At 44.0% G+C, this 17,878-nt stretch carries 18 protein-coding genes; 8 read left to right on the top strand and 10 right to left on the bottom strand.

Going from position 1 to position 17,878, the window contains the following annotated elements:
• Positions 1–4: 4 nt before the first annotated feature.
• The 4 genes from OS145_RS00510 to OS145_RS00495 form a co-directional block, all read right to left on the bottom strand.
• Positions 5–700, bottom strand: coding sequence for an HAD family hydrolase (locus OS145_RS00510; RefSeq protein WP_006953916.1), 696 nt, complete (start codon positions 698–700; stop codon positions 5–7).
• 77 nt (positions 701–777) lie between these two features.
• A complete protein-coding gene (locus OS145_RS00505) occupies positions 778–1,710 on the bottom strand; it encodes an NgoMIV family type II restriction endonuclease (RefSeq protein WP_006953914.1) in 933 nt (310 codons plus the stop codon).
• 18 nt (positions 1,711–1,728) lie between these two features.
• On the bottom strand, positions 1,729–2,766 hold the full coding sequence (locus OS145_RS00500; RefSeq protein ID WP_006953913.1) for a DNA cytosine methyltransferase: 1,038 nt from the start codon (positions 2,764–2,766) through the stop codon (positions 1,729–1,731).
• Positions 2,767–2,782: 16 nt separating this feature from the next.
• Positions 2,783–3,661 carry a helix-turn-helix transcriptional regulator gene (locus OS145_RS00495; RefSeq protein ID WP_006953911.1) on the bottom strand — a complete coding sequence of 293 codons (879 nt, stop codon included), beginning with the start codon at positions 3,659–3,661 and terminating at the stop codon, positions 2,783–2,785.
• 250 nt (positions 3,662–3,911) lie between these two features.
• On the opposite strand from OS145_RS00495, the gene OS145_RS13345 reads away from it, so the two are divergent.
• The 4 genes from OS145_RS13345 to OS145_RS00480 all read left to right on the top strand — a co-directional run bounded on the left by OS145_RS13345 (position 3,912) and on the right by OS145_RS00480 (position 6,600).
• On the top strand, positions 3,912–4,082 hold the full coding sequence (locus OS145_RS13345; protein WP_006953910.1) for a hypothetical protein: 171 nt from the start codon (positions 3,912–3,914) through the stop codon (positions 4,080–4,082).
• 1 nt (position 4,083) lies between these two features.
• Complete coding sequence (locus OS145_RS00490; protein ID WP_006953909.1) at positions 4,084–4,422, top strand: YegP family protein; 339 nt, start codon at positions 4,084–4,086, stop codon at positions 4,420–4,422.
• 190 nt (positions 4,423–4,612) lie between these two features.
• Entirely contained in the window at positions 4,613–4,795 is a 183-nt protein-coding gene (gene csrA / locus OS145_RS00485) for a carbon storage regulator CsrA (protein WP_006953907.1), read from the top strand.
• Between the two features lie 95 nt (positions 4,796–4,890).
• Positions 4,891–6,600 carry a hypothetical protein gene (locus OS145_RS00480; protein ID WP_006953906.1) on the top strand — a complete coding sequence of 570 codons (1,710 nt, stop codon included), beginning with the start codon at positions 4,891–4,893 and terminating at the stop codon, positions 6,598–6,600.
• A gap of 5 nt (positions 6,601–6,605) precedes the next feature.
• Here the strand turns inward: OS145_RS00480 and OS145_RS00475 are convergent, their stop codons facing one another.
• The 5 genes from OS145_RS00475 to OS145_RS00460 form a co-directional block, all read right to left on the bottom strand.
• Positions 6,606–7,361 carry a hypothetical protein gene (locus tag OS145_RS00475; protein ID WP_050749958.1) on the bottom strand — a complete coding sequence of 252 codons (756 nt, stop codon included), beginning with the start codon at positions 7,359–7,361 and terminating at the stop codon, positions 6,606–6,608.
• A gap of 625 nt (positions 7,362–7,986) precedes the next feature.
• Positions 7,987–9,105: a TniQ family protein gene (locus tag OS145_RS13680; RefSeq protein ID WP_083773205.1), complete on the bottom strand. Its 1,119-nt coding sequence runs from the start codon at positions 9,103–9,105 to the stop codon at positions 7,987–7,989.
• Positions 9,060–9,950 carry a TniB family NTP-binding protein gene (locus tag OS145_RS00470; RefSeq protein WP_006953904.1) on the bottom strand — a complete coding sequence of 297 codons (891 nt, stop codon included), beginning with the start codon at positions 9,948–9,950 and terminating at the stop codon, positions 9,060–9,062. Before OS145_RS00470 ends, OS145_RS13680 begins: the two co-directional genes overlap by 46 nt.
• Positions 9,951–9,957: 7 nt before the next feature.
• On the bottom strand, positions 9,958–11,886 hold the full coding sequence (locus OS145_RS00465) for a TnsB C-terminal domain-containing protein (RefSeq protein ID WP_006953902.1): 1,929 nt from the start codon (positions 11,884–11,886) through the stop codon (positions 9,958–9,960).
• Positions 11,873–12,541 (bottom strand): TnsA endonuclease N-terminal domain-containing protein, encoded by a 669-nt coding sequence (locus OS145_RS00460; RefSeq protein WP_040487468.1) that lies wholly within the window; start codon positions 12,539–12,541, stop codon positions 11,873–11,875. The genes OS145_RS00465 and OS145_RS00460 overlap by 14 nt, the downstream gene beginning before the upstream one ends.
• An 887-nt stretch (positions 12,542–13,428) precedes the next feature.
• On the opposite strand from OS145_RS00460, the gene OS145_RS13675 reads away from it, so the two are divergent.
• Positions 13,429–14,067, top strand: coding sequence for an ATP-binding protein (locus OS145_RS13675; RefSeq protein ID WP_006953896.1), 639 nt, complete (start codon positions 13,429–13,431; stop codon positions 14,065–14,067).
• A gap of 112 nt (positions 14,068–14,179) precedes the next feature.
• On the opposite strand, the gene ltaE is transcribed toward OS145_RS13675, so the two are convergent.
• Positions 14,180–15,193, bottom strand: a complete 1,014-nt coding sequence (ltaE, locus tag OS145_RS00445; protein WP_006953894.1) for a low-specificity L-threonine aldolase — start codon at positions 15,191–15,193, stop codon at positions 14,180–14,182.
• A 118-nt stretch (positions 15,194–15,311) separates the two neighbouring features.
• On the opposite strand from ltaE, the gene OS145_RS00440 reads away from it, so the two are divergent.
• From OS145_RS00440 to OS145_RS00430, 3 genes are all read left to right on the top strand, one after another.
• Positions 15,312–16,277, top strand: coding sequence for a cysteine synthase A (locus tag OS145_RS00440; protein WP_006953892.1), 966 nt, complete (start codon positions 15,312–15,314; stop codon positions 16,275–16,277).
• A 12-nt stretch (positions 16,278–16,289) separates the two neighbouring features.
• Positions 16,290–17,462, top strand: coding sequence for a trans-sulfuration enzyme family protein (locus OS145_RS00435; RefSeq protein WP_006953890.1), 1,173 nt, complete (start codon positions 16,290–16,292; stop codon positions 17,460–17,462).
• 183 nt (positions 17,463–17,645) lie between these two features.
• Entirely contained in the window at positions 17,646–17,873 is a 228-nt protein-coding gene (locus OS145_RS00430; RefSeq protein WP_006953888.1) for a hypothetical protein, read from the top strand.
• Positions 17,874–17,878 lie beyond the last annotated feature (5 nt).

Below are 17,878 nucleotides of genomic sequence, written 5' to 3'. Positions count from 1 at the left end.
AGGACTACTTGAATAAAGAGATGATATCTGCCAAGTTTTCGTGGCCTATTGGTTGATCAATAGAAACGGTAGAGCGCTTCTTTAATTCCTTTTGAGCATTGAAGGCAATCGAGAATCCTGCACATTCAGCTAAGTGTCTATCGTTTTCTCCATCTCCAACGAACGCAGCTTCCTTGGGAGTTAGTCCATGTTCAAATAATACTTGCTTCATGAAGCTTAACTTCCCTTCATGATCTGATGGTAGTAGATTAAAAAACTCGATGAAGCCGTCACTATCAAAGAAGTACTCACAACCACTCAACGCATGGTCTATTTTTAGATGTTTTTGTACTCTGTCTGCTAATGATTTAAACCCTCCAGTTATGAGTGCGGTTATTACTCCGTGTGAATGTAGCCATGCGAATAGTTCCTCAACACCATCATGAAACTCTGCTCTGTCGACTATGTTCTGCAAGTGTTGACTCGTCATGCCGTACTTTTTGTGAATTAGGACGGTGTCTTTCATCCAGTCCAAATAACCTTTATAGTGTCGGGCACGCCACTTATCTTTAGTAAGCTCTTCCTCAAGGTAGCACTCTTCACCTAAATCTTTTGCTAGGACTGTCCATGCACTTGGAGCAACTTTTCCGTTATCCAATTCGTGATTTTTTTTTAGGATTGTACCTTCCATGTCAAAAAACCAAATTTTAGGAACTTTCATTAACACTCCATAAAACACGTTGTGTGCTTAATAATACCGACCACGGCTTGACACTAGCTAGATATCCAGTTTCTTGTTTAAATAACTAGGTCAAGGGGCAGATCTGCGATATCTTTCAATCGTTTACCATCAATCATCATTTGTAGTAGGTTTTGTGCTTCTTCTTCGCCAGAATTTTTTGTGGCAGTAACTAACTCATCTAAGGCTATGTGATAAACACAGTCAATGTCGCCGGTACCTTGCGCTAGAGAAGATAACCTAGACGGCATTGGCTCAGCTGTGATGACTACGATATGAGGAACTCGGCCTTTACGCGAACGGATTAAATTTAGGGCTTCCGTCCTAGTGTTCTGTGCTCGATCCGATCTCATCGTAAACTTGCAAGAAACACTGGCATGTAAAAAGTGATGAACTTCACCGTTAAGTCTTATTTGATTCGACTTTCTAAAGTAGGTCAATTTACACGTGTCATTGTCAACTAAGTTATTCGCTGAATTAATCGCTTGATCGCTTTCAGCCTCCCTGACAATAACTACATCAGGTTTAACAACATAGCCATTACCTAGAAAGTTCTTAATTTGTTGGTGTTCATCAGCGAGTCTATCAAGTTCAATAAGGTGGCTATATTGTTCAAAAGTACCGATATTCGTCAATTTATCTGCCTGGTGCACCTGCCAAGTTCCGTTGCGAAGATGTAATACCTCCTTAAAACTTAATTCTAGATACTTTTGACACTCTTTCTCAAAGTCACTTCCCTGAGTCTGCCCCGCTCTAAATTGACCCGGCATACCACTATTAAACCCTAACCTTGTTTCTATTGTAGCTAACACGTCAGAGGCTAAATAATTACTGATCCTGCTATCTTTGTCGGCATTATTGGCCGTGTAGGGACTAAAGTTGCTATGACCTTTTGAGGTCTTATTAGAGGGTAAATTAACCCAGCCAAGTATTCCCTGATTGATAAGGTTGCGATGAAAATCGTCACGAAGCTCTGTTATTCTTCCCTTCATTATAGAATATCCTTAGTCCTACTGGCTGCTTGCTTGAAGAGCGTGGATTATCTGAACTCCTATACTATATGCAACTGGAGGTGGGAATGCATTCCCAATCTGTCGGTAAATAGTCGTTTTAGTGCCATGGAAAAGCCACTCGTCTGGAAAGCCTTGTAGTCTTGCGGTCATCCGTGTCGTGAGCAGAGGCATATGCTCAAACCCCGGGAGAATGCTACCATCTCGCCGTAAAACTCCCTTAAAGCTTTTGTCTGGAATTTCTTCGTCTGAGCCTATGCGATGTCCATAGACGCCTAATTTTCGCCATTGTTCTTTGGCTCGAGTCGGCCCCAAATCTGGCCCCCCATGCTTCTTAGAGCCTCCGACTAAAGTGGGCGCAATTTTATTTGCAGCTTTTATCCAGTCATTTACCTTTGGCCACCGTTTGCTAGCCATGAGGTCTCCCAGTGCCTCACCCACCGTAACTATCTTAGATTGCGGCTGAGGCCATTTGAAGTGGCTCGCTACTTCTGGACGTAATGCTACTAAAATAGTTCGAGGGCGAAGCTGCGGGACTCCAAATTGGCTGGATTGAACTAATGTCCAGAACGGTGTGTAGCCAAGTTCCTGCAGTTTTAAACTTATTGAGGAGCGATAATCTTTGAACTTTGCTTCCAATAAACCTGGCACATTTTCAAGCATTACAGCTTTAGGTCTTACATTTTCAACGACTTTCAGCGCTGCAGGAAATAAATCGCGTTCATCGCTACTGCCTAATTGCTTACCAGCCTTACTAAAAGGTGGGCAAGGAACACCGCCAGCAACTAAATCAATTTGGTCCTTGTAGCTTTTGGCGTTGCTCTGACTAAACTCTATTAAATCGCCTTCAATGATTTCTTGCCAGCCCAAGTTATGTTCTTGGTTATTTAGTCTTAGTGTTTTGCATGCAGCCGACTCAATCTCGATTAAAGCGCTGTGTCTAAATCCTGCCATATGTAAACCCAGAGCTTGCCCTCCGGCACCAGCACACATTTCTAAACAGGTATATTTGCTTGGCTTAAAATTATTAAATTTCATGATAAAGTACGACACACTAATTGTTGTTACTATGGAGGCTTCCCGGGGCGAGAAGTTTCCCCGGAAAACTTAACTCGTTAGAGTTCTTTAAATGAAGCATAACGTGATTACCTCTCAAACAGGCATTCTCTGACGTATCAATGTTCCAAGTATCTAATAGGTAACCAGCAAGAGCTTTGCGAACCTTCTTCCTTAAGAGACCATCGACCATTCTGTATTCAAACTCGATCATTGATTTTGATCCGCTTAAATTTGGATGGGCTTGAATTTTCAGCTCTACAACTTCGTTCCAGTCATTATCGGACGAACCGGTCTGCGTTTCAGGTATCACTTCACCTGACAAAGGCTTCGCTTTTTTTATCCTATTTATTACAAAATCTCGAAACTCCATGCTTTTTCTATCAAATGCCCGAACATGCCAACGAAGACCGCTATCTGCTATGGCGTGAGGAATAATATCTCTAGCAGAACTTCTTGGTGAAGACTTTGAGAAGTAGTCTATTTTGATAACTTGTTTGCGTTTAATTGCCCGCGTTACTGCCGATAACACTTCCAAATTAACATTGAAAAGCGAGTTTTTTATGGCAATTGGTTCTTCGTCAATGCGTGCAAAACTATCCCCAAAGCCATCGGTGAGAGTGCTAACACATTTAGACATCGCCACATCTATGATTGGCTTTGCGGCATCTTGCCATTCGTAACGTCTGATATTTGGTTTGTATATTAAGTTACCAGGCGCCAACGAGTTGTATAACTGAAAGGTTCGAGTGGCACTTGCTTCACTGATATCAAATCGCTTGATTAAATCAGCTCGAGAAACGAGCCCATAGAAACGTCCAATAAACTCGATATGAGCCAATATTTCAGTTTGGTATCCGGTAAGGTTGGTAGTCATACCCGCTCCAATCGATAAAGCCGATCACCATGATCAAAAAAGATCTAGAAAACAGATCAAAATGCTTGACGTGCTCAGATTGATTAGTATTATCGTAAGTGCAGAAAAAAAGCCACCCTTTTTAAGAGCAGCTTCTTTTCTGAGTTCACTAACCGAAGTTAATGTAACTAGTGTTTGGCGACATAAGTTTCTATTAACTCCCGGTTAGTGTCAAACCTTTTTACATTTGATCTAATTGAGGAGCCCTACTATGGCTACCAATCCACCTGTTGGTGATAACCAACGTCGCGGCGCAGTGCGCCAACGTTCTCAAACAGAAACCCCAAGCGGTCATTGGGTCAAGCGAGATGCCGTTACCGGTCGCTTCATGGATGTTAAGTCTGACGGAACGCCTTTCAAAGGCGTGAGAAAGGAGAAATAACATGGCAGCACGGTATGAATTATTTGAAGGTATTGATGAGCAGTTTTACTTTCGTCTTATAGCCGCAAATGGTGAACAAATCCTTCGCAGTGAGGGGTATGTTTCGAAGCAAGGGGCTCAAAACGGGATAAGCTCAGTAAGAGTTAACAGCCCACTGGATGAGCAGTACGAGAGAAAAATCTCTACTAATGACCAGTATTACTTCGTACTTAAAGGCGGTAACTGGGAAATTATCGGTGTGAGTCAGATGTATACCACTAGAGACTCCAGAGAAACGGGAATTGCTTCGGTTAAAGCGAATGGGCCGGACGCTCCGACTCACGATTTAACTGGAGAGTAAGGACCGGAGGGCTGGTTTAGTCCAGCCCTTTCATCTAACCGGCTTGCTTGTCTCATTTTCTCAATGTGGTGAACCTCTGTTGTGAGATAATAGCTTTTGGATTTGTAGGCTTTTATTTAAAGCTCTGCAACTGCCTTTTTATTTTTTAAGGCTTTCGTTAAGCTTTAATTTTTCAACAGGGATAGTCGATATGTTAATTCTTACTCGCCGCAATGGTGAAACGTTAAAAATAGGCGACGATATCAGCGTTACCGTTCTCGGTATTAAAGGGAATCAGGTGCGTCTGGGTGTTGATGCCCCGAAAAATGTTGACGTTCACCGGGAAGAGATTTTCTTGCGCATTAAGTCTGAGTCTGACGTAGAGAGAAAGTAGTTACAGTTAAGTAGTTACCGGCTGAGCACCCAAATACTTACGACAGAGACAACCAAGCCTTTCATTTAGTTTCACCCGTAGTGGAAGGTGCGATTGTGGCCGATAGCATACAGATTGAAGGACTCCCGGTTGATGACAAGGAATGGCTTGTAAAGGAATATGGGGCATTAACCTGGAATGAGCCAGCTTCTGACGAACCCTTGGTAGATATTTTACTGGAAAACTCGGAAAGCGATGAATACAAGCTTGTTCAGGTGGCTAAAAGCTATACGAAGTTGCTGGAAAAAGGCAGTATTTGGAAAAATGCTGAGTACTATAGTGAACGCGCAGATTTAATTGAAACCATATTTGAATTTACAATTGATCCACAAGACAAAGGTAACTTTGTCAGCGCCTGGGAGCTGGAAGACAAAAGCAGTAGCCCTGAGGCAAGTCAGCACAAGCGTTATATATTACCTCCGGATATATATCAGATCCCAGATAGCTTTAAAGGGACAAAGCTTTTTACTGTAACCACCAAATGTGGCATCGAGCTTTTAGCGAGCTCTATAACTATCTTTGATGATACGTACGGGGTATCCCAGTTTCTCAAGCAAACGGTCCTTGGTAGCTTTGCAACCGTGGCACTGGAAAAATTGGAATTCAAAAAGTTTGATACCACTGACTTCAGCAATATCCCTCAAAAGGGTGAATACAAACTAGGGCTCTCAAAAGAAGTGTATGACGACGATCGTTACTTTGTTTGGGGCCTAAAGTCACAACGATACACACAACGAACGGTAAATTACATATCCACGCAATTGAACCGAGAGCGCGACAAAGCAACTTATCTGAATGTTCGCCCTTGGTTCGCTGGAACTCACAAATGGCTTGTGTCTGGGATTTGGCTAGTAAAAGGAAAGCGGTTCATGGCCTTAAAGATCCATAGGTACAAACTTCCGGAATGTCCTGATTTCTTTCTTATTCGCGAGAATAGTAATATCACTGATGAAAACGGGAATAAATCTGAAAAGAAACGCAAAAAACGGACTAAGACTAAGGGTAAAAAGTTAATTGGAACCTCAAAGTCGAGACCTTCATCAAGCTCTATGGGGGAGGATCTCCGATTAGGTGACATGGAGCACTGGGGCGAAACAGGCCTTCAAAAAGCTGTACCAAAGGAAAATAAAACAAAGAGCACTCAAGTCAAACCAGTACCAACTCCAGAAAGTAAGGTGTCACCAAGTAATCAAAGAGGCGGTAATCCGAACGTTGGTAAGCTGAACCTAATCCATGAGGATGATGAGCCGAAAAAAGAGTTACCGAATACACTGAACTTATTATGGTCGGCATTAAATCAATTGCCTGCCGAAAAATCCGCAAAAGTGTCTAAGCCTGCATCGTTAAATGGGTTCTATAGCGGTGTACTGACCTCCGGGCAGCTCATTTTAGTAGAGCCTGAACTATATGATGACTGGCTCTTCAGAAAAGAACATCGGCGCTTAAACAAAGAGATCTATACTGGTCTTCCCAAAAGGCGATTTGGTGTGTTCCAGATCTCATTCAGAGACATTAATTTCTTTTTTGTTTGTATTGAAAGGTTTAATAATGAGAAGTTTAGAACTGCTATCTTCCAAGCTTCCTCGACAAGTGATTTTTTAGATGCGTTACCTCAAGTATTAACTGGCATCGTTGACGTTAAGGGTGTTTGGAAAAGAGCAACTGGCATCGCTGGTAGTAGTGTTTCTTTGATAACCCATAGAGGCGATGAGACTGGTATTGCAAATCAGATTTATCGAAAACTGAAACGGATTACCACGAGCTAGTCGCATCACTTTTTTAAAATACGAGTTGGGGATGGCACCCAGAATGTATGACTTTTAAATGTGACTTCCAGGCCGTCACCTACTTCTTTTATGTGAATTTTTGCATTTCTTGGAAGATAACAGTCATGAAAGTAGTCAAGAGCGAAGAAAGTGTATACACGGAAAGCTTTTGAGCTTGGCTTATTTAAGTAACGCTTTAGAGCGGCAACAATTCCGCTTTCAGCGTTTAGTTTAGGCATGAACATTCCGAGGTTGGTGTTTGTTCGGGCGAAGCTGACAAATTTAAATATTGACGCACGCATCCCAGGTGCTTCCCTTAAGAGGCTTTCCAGCGCTTTCTGTGGGCTTTTCGACCACCGGTTGTGATCGATCAGGCTCTTCATTGCTGATGTTTCAAAACGCAGTGTCCGTGCTTTAATGTTTCCTTCTTCGAGCTGACTTTTTCTAAGGCTAATATACTCAAGGATAGCGTCCTGAAGGGCAGATGGCCGTGTTTCCTCAAGTATTGCCGTATTTATATCAATTGTCCGTAAATCCATTGCGGTGACGAGTAACCTCTCGTCAAATACGACCCCTTTACTTTCTAGGAATTGTCGCGGCATGGCGGAACGTCTTAAATATCTGCCATCGACTTTTGTAAGGAAACCGAGCGTTAGGTACCAGTCATTAGGAAATGGTTCAATTGTTTGAAAAAATAGGATGTAGCGATTCTGCTTATGGGCAGCATCGAAAGAATTGCGAGTTTTTTCTAACCAGTTCACAAACTCTATAAACAGTTTCCTTGAACCCAGCGTGTTAAGGTTTAAAGCATTTTGATGTTTTCTAATCTTATTAAGGCGTTTTGCGCTGCATAAAGGACAGAGCGTTTTTTCTTTACCGGTTAACTCTACGTCACAACCGGTACAGTAATATTTTATGTTATCTCGACACCGGTAGCACACGAGTGCGCCACTATCGACTTCATAAAGCTTTCTGCGAATGCCGCACCTAGGGCACTTGGGGCGGAGTCTTGCACGGCACGAGTCACAAATTAGTGAATCCACCCCAACCGATAAACCTTGTGAAACGACGTCCATCTTTCCACAAAGAGAGCATTTTTTCTGCTCTTGTAGGTAACGATAGCAACTATTGCAGAATGGCCCGCTTGATGTGACTTTGCCGATTGGGCGCCCGGTTCGCCTGCATCGCACACAGGGTGTTACCTTCGTGTAGCAGCTACAGCATATACGCTTTTTATCACTGTAATGAATTCTCTTTTGTTTGTTGCATTCACTGCATACCGAATGTGGGAAGCATCGCAAGTAGCAGTTGAGGCAGTAACTTTCTTCTTTATAACGTCGAGTAATACGGTCCACAAATCGGCCGCATTGATCGCAGTGTTTTTCGTTAGAGTTTTCCAAGCCTATGCTTCCTGAGTAGGAGCTCCCAGCTTTTTTCTACCAAGGGGCGCGGACGAGGTGCTTTCTTAATCGTTATTGGGCTTTGTGGACAGGCTCGTTTGGTATTTGACTCCGGAGGCCATGTTAACCCCAAGAAGTTCAATACTGTTAATGGTGGAGTCGTTAACAGCGAGGTCATAAAAGACGAGCTTAGTCCTTGTGACGAGAGCCTGGAGAGATTTTGAGCCAATAAATCGCTATTGGCAATGTTACAGTACTTTAGGATAACTGAACGGCTCTCGACTGTTAAAAAGTTAAAGTTTACCCCTCGGCAGGATGAGATTAATTCGCGATCTTTGACGTCAACAAGTCCTGAGAAAATCTTTTTGTGTGTTGTCGAATTAGAAATCGATAGCTTCCGCAAGGTTGCTATCCAAAACTCGAGCTGGTGAAAAATATCCCGGGCATTTGTATTAGAGGCGTCTATTGATTGAATTAGCTCATTGGTTGTTTTCACGAGCCTGCTGCTAGCTTTTTTTGATGGTGCGGTAGTAAGGTCCTGATGACAATACATACACTTCGTTAAAGTTTTCGTTTTGAGTCTATGAGGCTCTATTGATTGTTTGCAGTGTGGACAGCAATCCAGCAGTTGGCAGGAATGTAGAGTGCAAACCGTTACAAAAGAAAGCCGCCACGTGCGCCGAAAGTAAGGCTCTGAATCGCTTTTAAGGCATTTAGGACAAAATGGTTGGTAGCGGTATGTATTACGGTTTCTCGTGTGCCTTGCGACGACCCACGGCCACATCGACTGCTGGATTAAATTGGTGCGAGAAATCTTTTCTATTGTTGAGCGCAGTGACATTCGTTGTAACTGACTCACCGATATGCCGGAACATGCACTTAGCTTGTTAAGCCTGGCAACGGAAAGTTCTCTGTCTAAATCGAATGTCCAGGCTCGCCAGTTGCCCCAAAGGTATGACGTCAGTATTAATGGGGCAGTGAAATGGTCGAAACTTACCCTTATCAACCACGACGATAACAGCTCGTCGTCAAAAGGAACGGTATTTACCGGCCATCGCCTCAGGTGAGCTTGATTGCTCTTTGCCCTCTCGTTGGAGTAAACCATGAAAAGGACTCCACAATGTCTAGATCGATTTTATCCTTACCATTATGTATAGCTTCAATTGCACAAATTTTCAGCAATTCGTGTAAATTACCCAAGTTGCCGCCTGATATCGTGTGAATGCGTTCACCTATTTCTTTACTTGCTAAATTGGATTTATGTTTCAGAGGAAGAGCTTTTTCAAAGCTTGATAATAACCGAGCAAAGTCCGTATTTGGTTTCCAAAGAGGCAATTCCATTACCCAAAACCGACTTTGTAGCTGAGGGTCGTCTCTGATAACTGACAGCGCATCTTTTGTGCCTACACCGACAATAGGAATTTTGAGTTTATTCGATATCATTTTTAACTCAGCTAAGGCGTTAGTTCGCTTTTGGGCCGTCCCAGCTAGGAGCGTGTGAAATTCATCCAAAATAAGCATTCTTACGCCACAAACCCGCATCAGCTCAAAGGACTGCGCCCTTAACTGGCTCTCAGTTTGGGTCGTTTTAAATGGAGCCCAAAATTCTTCCAGAATAGAAATGTAGATATCTTTGACTTTCGGAGCTGATACTTCAGTTACGAGAACTGGCTTGTTAAGTATTTCATCTTCATCAACAACGGGTTGTCCATGTGCTTCACAAAACTTTTCTATGATGGACGATTTGCCGTTGTTAGAGTCACCAATAAGCAATGCTGAGCGCATTCGTTGTTGTGTTGGCTGCTCCATAAGGGCTTTCAATTCTTGAATAGCATTGAGCGCTACCGGGTAGCCTACCCATCGTTTTTGTTTGATAAAGGCTATGCGCTCTTTATCCGGTAGAAGTGCTACCTGACGATACTTTTTATCAATATGCTTTAATTCGTCCATGTGGCCTTCATTCTATCTCAAACCCCTCAATATCTGTCCCCCAAATATCATCGTCTGTACCACCGGTTTCATTATTAACCACAGGGTCTGTTGAGGCGTTTTTATTATTCGTGACATTACCAGTATATATCTTCGCAGGAGAAGCCTGCTTTTTCCGGCGCGCATGAGCTTCCTTATTACGACGCGCTTTTTTGGTCTTCGTTCTTGCTTGCTCTTCTATCTCTCGCATATTTTCTATGGCGCGGAAAATGGCGCTTTCATTAAACGTTTTATCGTCGAGAGACTTCAGGTAGCGCTTGGCCTCATCAAGCTCCCATTTATTGGTGTATGGGTGTGTTGGGTCAGCATAAGGGACTTCGTGATATAACTTCTGGAACGGGTCGTAAACCCATACTTTCCTAATGTCTCTGGGGTCGCGCCGAACGATATACTTGAGACTCTTACCATTACTATCTCTATGACCAATCAAATGGCGTATGCCGTCTGAAAAATAATGAATATTGTCCCAGACGACACCTTGTCCCGATATGCTTCGGAGCGCTTTGGGTAAGAAGTCGAGCTCGAGTGTTAAAGGATCGTCAGGAACCTCCGGCAATCCTGCTGCCATAATTCCAGAACCGCCCTCTATACCCATTTTCCATTGAGTTACCGGAGCGACGCCAATTGAACTGTGCGGTGTATGGTGATATTCAATAATTGCGTTCACCAGCCATTTCTCAATTTCATCTATCGTCATATTAGCGTGTTTTTCAGGATCGTAAGTTTCCCGTTTATTGCTACGGTTAAACGTTTTTCCGTCCAACTCTGCTATTTTTTTGGCGAAAGTGCCCAGGTAACGTTCTACATGCCCACCAAAATTAGGTTTTTTAACCGGTCTAAACTCAATGTCAATCCCATTGCTGGCACAGGCGTCTGATAGGTTAATAGAGCGAAAGTCTGCGCCGTTGTCGGTGTGTATCTTTTTCGGGTAACCCCAGACATTCCATTCACCTTCAATACCAACATACTTTAGCCATTTATCTTTGGGCAGTATTGAATGAGATATGCACATGGCTACGGATGTTAAGCTCGGCGCGTCCAATGAGAGATATATGCCTGTAATAACTCTGGAGAATACGTCAATCGCTACGGTAATCCAGATTCTTTTAATACTCTGACGGGTATCCTCGTCGACTACAATTAGATCCACAGATGTATGATCAATTTGCACAACACTCAGAATAGTATTGGCGCCAGGAAACTTGCCTGCTTTTATTGAAAAGCGGTTGTTTGCCTCTTCAATCCGGCCTCTACCGCGTAAGCGTTTTTCTTCTGGGATCCTGTCAATACGCCGGTAAATAGTGGATTGGTGAGGTGGTGTTAGTCCAGCTTTAATGCAGGCACTTTTGATTTCGGCATAAACCTTTTTAGGACTTGGCTGCTTTATCGTCAGGTAAAGGTTCTCAATATAGTGCTCAACTATGGCGTTAACGTCATTGTCGAGCCGCTTACGGTTGTAGTTCCAACCCCGTCGTTTTGGAATAAGGCTGGTAAGGGCTTTAGTTGATTGATAAGCCCTGAGCCAGTTGTAGAGTGTCGTATAGTGGCAATCAACTTCAGCGGCACGTAAACGGACATCACTTTTCCTTGGCTGGTCGAATTCTAGTAAAGGCTTGATAGCTTCTAGCCTGTCTTTCGCTATTCGGTAGTCGGCCTCTGAAATGTTATCTAAATCGGACTCAGCTGGCATTAAATGAGACGTAACGCTCGAGGCATGCTCGATGAGCTTACTAATGGCAACGATATCGGCCGAGTTTGAGGAAATATTTTTGACGATACATTCTTTTTCGTTGAGTATTTCTTTTACTAGGTACTCATCACCATCCATGATAACAGAGGTACCTGGCGTTAATTTGAATCGGCGTCTTTTTAACTGATGTCCATTAGAAGCTGCCATGATTAACCCCGACGATAGCGGTTTCCTCAGATAGTGGCGCAGATAAATCCAGTTCTAATAAATGGTCCAGGGCTAATCGCCAAATATCGTTTTTCCGGATACCAGGGGCTCCTCGCTCTGAGTTGAATCTGTGAGTGAAACGTTGTACTGAAATCGGAAGAGGCATGCTCGCTAGGTCGTTTTTAACTTCATTTACTATGGCAGTATTAACTTTTCGGCTGGCAAAGCTCCTAAGCAACTGAAGGTTATCGAGTAGGGCGTTTCGGATACGTCGTTCATCATAGATTTTAAAGGTCCACCCGTTTTGCTTTGCTAACCCAAATGCTGCCGAGAATTTATAACGAAGCTTATAAAAGTCGCGTTCCAGCTCTTGTTTTTCTTTGACCTCTACCAATAAAGGCTTGCGCATAGGATTGGTGAAGTAGACCAGATAATCAGGCGTATATCGGCGCTCTATTCCATTCGCATCAATATAGAATAAGCGAGCAGGCTGCGAGACAACATGTTTAACAGAGCGGTCATAATCCATTCTCATAACGAAGTCGCGTTCGAGGGTTGATTCGTATGGGATAGGCTCTTTTCCTCGAAAGGAAAAGTAGCCAGATACGCTTCTGCGCGTGGGTTTGATTTTGCGAACCGGTGTTTTGAAGTCCATGTTAGTAGAGGCTATTGTGCGAATATGGATTTAACATAGCAGGACTTTGAGTGGTTGCCAATATTAATGCTGAGGTGAGCTGAGCTGAGGGGGGGCATAGCATCCTTAACTAGGCTCGATTAATGATGTACTTTAGCCCAGATGTGTTTATAAGGATTAATTGTTTGATTCATTGTCAGTCATAAACTGAAACTAGACAGGTGTTAACCCAATTTGATTAACCTAATATTGAACCGAGTTGGGAACCGCCTATCTCCAGCTTGCTATAATCGAGGTATCCACAAGCAAATTAGTTGAAGAATAAAGCCGCTCCCAATAAATATGTATGAACAGGGTATAAAGTACTTCTGATTTCTACGAAGCTTTAAATTTTTTGACTTCCACTCTTCATTACTGACTCCCTTCGGAGGTCCCCATGTTTCTGTTCCATCGGCATTGATTCTAATAAAATCCTTAGTGAAGATTGTCAGTCCTAATGCTCCTAAGACTCCTAAAGTCAAACCAACTGTATTTAACCATAGCAATAGCTGTTCCATTTAGATGACCTCTCAAAAAGTACGCTTACTAAAATGGTATTAATGTAACTTTGAAATACCGCTATAACAATAAGGTTCTTGCTTGTATTAAAAGTAGAAATTTGTTTTTAATACAAGTTCGCATCTGTGTTCAAGGCAATTTGTTTTATGACCACTTAAGAATTACAGGGAGTAGCCTCTATTACGCGAAAATACCTGCATGGCAGCCTTTATTATGCGAAATAAAAGATTAGCTATTTTGCAAACTTGAACTGTAACTTATTGATTTTTCGTTCTGGGAGTAGAATTTAATATGCGAACTGACATGGCTCACCACCTAAACCCGGTGAAGTCAGTCTCGCTCATCAGGGCGTGTTGTTCCTTGATGAACTGGCTGAGTTCTCTCGCTATGTGCTTGATTCATTACGTGAGCCATTACAGTCGGGCGAAGTCACCATAAGTCGAGCGGGATACCAGACAACTTATCCGGCTCAATTTCAATTAATTGCGGCGCTTAATCCTTCTCCCTGTGGACAGTTTGACGGAACGCTTGAGAGTTGCCGTTCCACGCCCGATCAAATACTTAAATATCTCAATAAATTATCAGGACCATTGCTTGACCGGATCGATCTGCAAGTTGAGGTGCCAAGAGAAACACAGTCGCTTCGAGCGCTTGATGCTCAGCATAAGCCGACACCTCAGTCACCTCAAATTCGTAATCAAGTTGCTGCGTGTCATGTTAAACAGAGAGAGCGACAAGGCTGTCTAAATGCCGAACTGACCACACAAGCGGTGTTGGAACATAGTCAATTAAGCAAGGCGGATCATACGTTTTTAGTTGAAGTGGTGGAAAAGTTGGGTCTCTCACATCGTGCTTTTTACCGAACACTACGACTTGCCCGCACGATAGCCGATCTGGATGATGCGACCTCGGTGGGTCGGCGTCACCTTGCGGAGGCATTGAGTTACCGCGCCCTGGATCGTTTGTTAGAGCAATTAAAAAAATTATAAGCAACAATAAGCCTGGTGTTGCTAAGCTTGACCTCGGGCAACGCTTTTGCGGAACACGACTGATAAAGTGGCACTTATAGCGCCACTTTACGCTAACGTTCGGTTAACTGCGTTATCTTTTTAGAAAGTCTTCAAAAAGCACAACAAAACGTTCTAAATTGTCTCGAGAAATATCTAAATGCGTGACTAACCGCAACTTCTTCGCTGCTCCAATTTTTATATGGTGTTGCTCCATAAAGTGCTTTAGAGATTGAGCGAGTTCAAGCGAGGGTAAGGTCAAGTAAACCATGTTAGTACGAGCATCGCTGACCACGATATTGGTGTCAGCGCAGATTGTTTTGAGCGTGGTAGCAAGCCACTGGGCATTATCGTGATCGTCTTGAATACGTTCAAGGTGATGATCTAATGCGTAATCGATCGCAGCTGCTAAAATACCCGCTTGCCGCATACCGCCACCGACCATCTTACGCCAACGTCGAGCACGGGCAATATAGTCAGCCGAACCGACAAGTAGTGACCCGACCGGTGCTCCTAAACCTTTTGAACAGCATACTGAAACAGAATCGAACGGCGCAGCCAGCTCGGTGGCCGTCAATTGCGTTGCTGCCATAGCGTTTACTAATCGGGCACCATCAAGGTGCATGTTTAAACCGTGCTGTTCAGCCAGGGTACGCGCTTGGTCGAAGTAGTCTTGAGCAATCACCTGACCGGCATGCGTGTTCTCAAATGCGAGTAGTCGGGTAATCGGAAAATGAGGATCATTTGGCTTGATGCGTTCGGCGATAGTGTCTAACGACAGAGTACCATCGGCTTCGACTTCGATGGTTTGTGGCACGATGCCTCCGAGCACCGCAGCGCCGCCTGCCTCATAGCGATAGGTGTGATATTCCTGACCCACGATATATTCTTCACCGTTACGACAATGACTGAGCAAACCTAATAAGTTACTTTGTGTGCCGGAACTGCAGAAAAGCGCATCCTCTTTACCTAACCACTGGGCAACGCGCTGCTCTAACGCGTTAATTGTGGCATCTTCACCATACACATCGTCACCCACATCAGCACGAATCATCGCATCACGCATGGCAGATGTTGGCTGGGTCACTGTATCGCTTCTTAAATCCATTTGCGTCTCGCTTAACTAGTTATTGTTTTGAACAAAGCGTTCTAAGGCGGTGGTTGTTAAGTGGTCAAAGTATAGGGATAATGAACCGCATTGAACAGATGAGAAAAAGCGACGCGATATGAAAGTATATGACAACGTATTGGAAATGATCGGCAACACGCCGTTGGTAAAAGTGAACAACATCGATACAGGTCCCTGCGATTTGTATCTTAAGTTAGAGCTGCAAAACCCGGGTGGGTCTATCAAGGACCGCATCGCCGTTGAGATGATTAATGCGGCTGAGCGTGATGGCAAATTGAAGCCAGGTGATACCATCATCGAGGCGACTGCAGGCAATACAGGCTTGGGCTTGGCGTTAGTTGCGGCGAGTAAGGGCTACCCCTTGATGATCGTAATGCCTGATAAAATGAGCCAAGAGAAAGTCAACAATTTGCGTGCGATGGGGGCGACTGTCAAACAGACTCGCTCAGATGTACAAAAAGGTCACCCTGAATACTACCAAGATATGGCCGCTCGCTTAGCCGAAGAAAACGGCTGGTTCTATGTAAACCAATTTGAAAACCCTGCCAACGTAGAAGCGCATTACAAAACCACGGGTCCAGAGATTTGGCAACAAACGGACGGCGACATTGATGCCTTCGTTTGTGGCGTCGGTTCAGGCGGTACACTAACAGGTATTGGCCGCTATCTCCGTGAGCAGAAGTCCGATGTTGATTTAGTGCTTGCCGATCCCGCGGGTTCAATTTTGGAACCATTAGTGAATCGTGGAGAGCATGTCGAAGCCGGTAGCTGGTTGGCAGAGGGTATTGGCGAGGATTTCGTACCAAAAATCTGCGAAATTGAATTAGCCAATAAAGCCTACGCTATCTCAGATAAAGAAGGTATGCAGATGGCGCGTCAGGTGCTCGAGAAAGAGGGCGTCATGGTGGGCTCTTCGAGCGGCACCTTAATCGCTGCTGCAGTGCGTTATTGCCAAGATCAAACCGAGAGAAAGCAAGTGGTGACACTTGCGTGTGATACAGGTAATCGCTACTTATCGAAGTTATTCAACGATGAGTGGATGCGTGAAAATAATTTGCTGTAAGGAGTTGTAATAATGGCATCAAACAAACCAATGAAATTTGCGACACGCACCATTCATGGTGGTCAGTCACCTGAGCCGGTCACTGGGGCAGTCATGCCTCCGATTTTTACCAGTTCAACCTACGCGCAAGAGAGCCCGGGTGAACACAAAGGCTTTGAATATTCGCGCTCGCATAACCCAACACGTTTTGCTTGGGAGCGCGCCGTCGCGAATTTGGAAGGGGGCACTCAAGGGCTTGCTTTTGCTTCCGGCATGGCGGCAACTTCAACAATTTTAGAGCTGCTTGATAGCGGTGATCACGTGGTCGCTATGGATGACTTATACGGCGGCAGTTTCCGTTTGTTCGACAAGGTACGTGGGCGTTCAGCAGGACTTAAGTTCTCATACGTTGACCTTGCCGACATTAAGCAAGTCGAACAGGCGCTGACCTCAGAAACACGTATGATTTGGGTTGAAACACCCAGCAACCCTATGTTGAAACTGGTTGATATCGAAGCCATTGTAAAAACAGCAAAGACACATAATCCAGACATCATCGTGGTAGTGGATAATACGTTCGCGACGCCTTTTAATCAGCGTCCAATTGAGCTGGGAGCCGACATCGTAATGCATTCGGCGACTAAGTACTTGAATGGGCACTCTGACATGGTGGGTGGTATCGCTGTTGTCGGTGATAACCAAGACTTAGTCGAACAGATGCTATTCTTGCAAAATTCGGTGGGTGCTGTTGCGGGTCCTTTTGACTCCTACTTAGCGCTCCGAGGTGTCAAGACGTTGGCGTTACGTATGCGTCATCATAACCAAGCAGCACTCGAGTTGGCACAGTGGCTCGAGCAACATCCGAAAGTTGAGAAGGTGATCTACCCAGGTCTTGAAAGCCACCCACAACATGAGCTTGCTAAGCGTCAAATGTCGGGTTTTGGTGGCATGATCTCAATTTTATTGAAAGGCGATTTAGCGGCCGCTCGTAAGTTCTTAGAGTCGGTCGAAATCTTTGCGCTGGCAGAAAGCTTAGGAGGGGTCGAGTCGTTAATTGAACACCCTGCGATCATGACTCATGCGTCGGTACCTAAAGAAAATCGTGAGAAACTAGGTATCCTAGACAACTTTGTTCGTGTCTCGGTGGGTATTGAAGATCTAGACGATCTTAAAGCCGATCTGGATACTGCTTTAAACGCGTTCTAAACGATAGAACCGATTAAAATAAAAAACATAAAACTTAAAAACCGGTCAATAGACCGGTTTTTTTGTATTTAAATCAATAACTTATACATTATTTTACAGTTTAGTCATAATTGAGTAGGCTTAGAAATAACAAAAAACTGCAGTTTGCAGTGATAAAAATGTTCGCTAAAGAAGGAAATAATTATGCTATTGAGCCTACTGTTACTTCAGGGACTCGTAGCCGCGTTATTGTTTTACGGCTTAGTCGGTCAGTATCAATCTAAACCCCTCTGGAGTTTATTGGCGGTATTGACTGCAGGGTTTATTCCTCCGCTTAATTGGGGTCTATTGCTTGCTGCTATCGGGCACCGTATGTGGAAGCGCTCTCCAGCGATGCGTCAGTCGATTCATGAACCTCAAGCACGGATGTAATCGCC

Source organism: Idiomarina baltica OS145 (assembly GCF_000152885.1).
Classification (GTDB): domain Bacteria; phylum Pseudomonadota; class Gammaproteobacteria; order Enterobacterales; family Alteromonadaceae; genus Idiomarina; species Idiomarina baltica.
The sequence above is the reverse complement of the archived record's forward strand: the minus strand, read 5'-3'. Positions and strand labels throughout refer to the sequence as shown.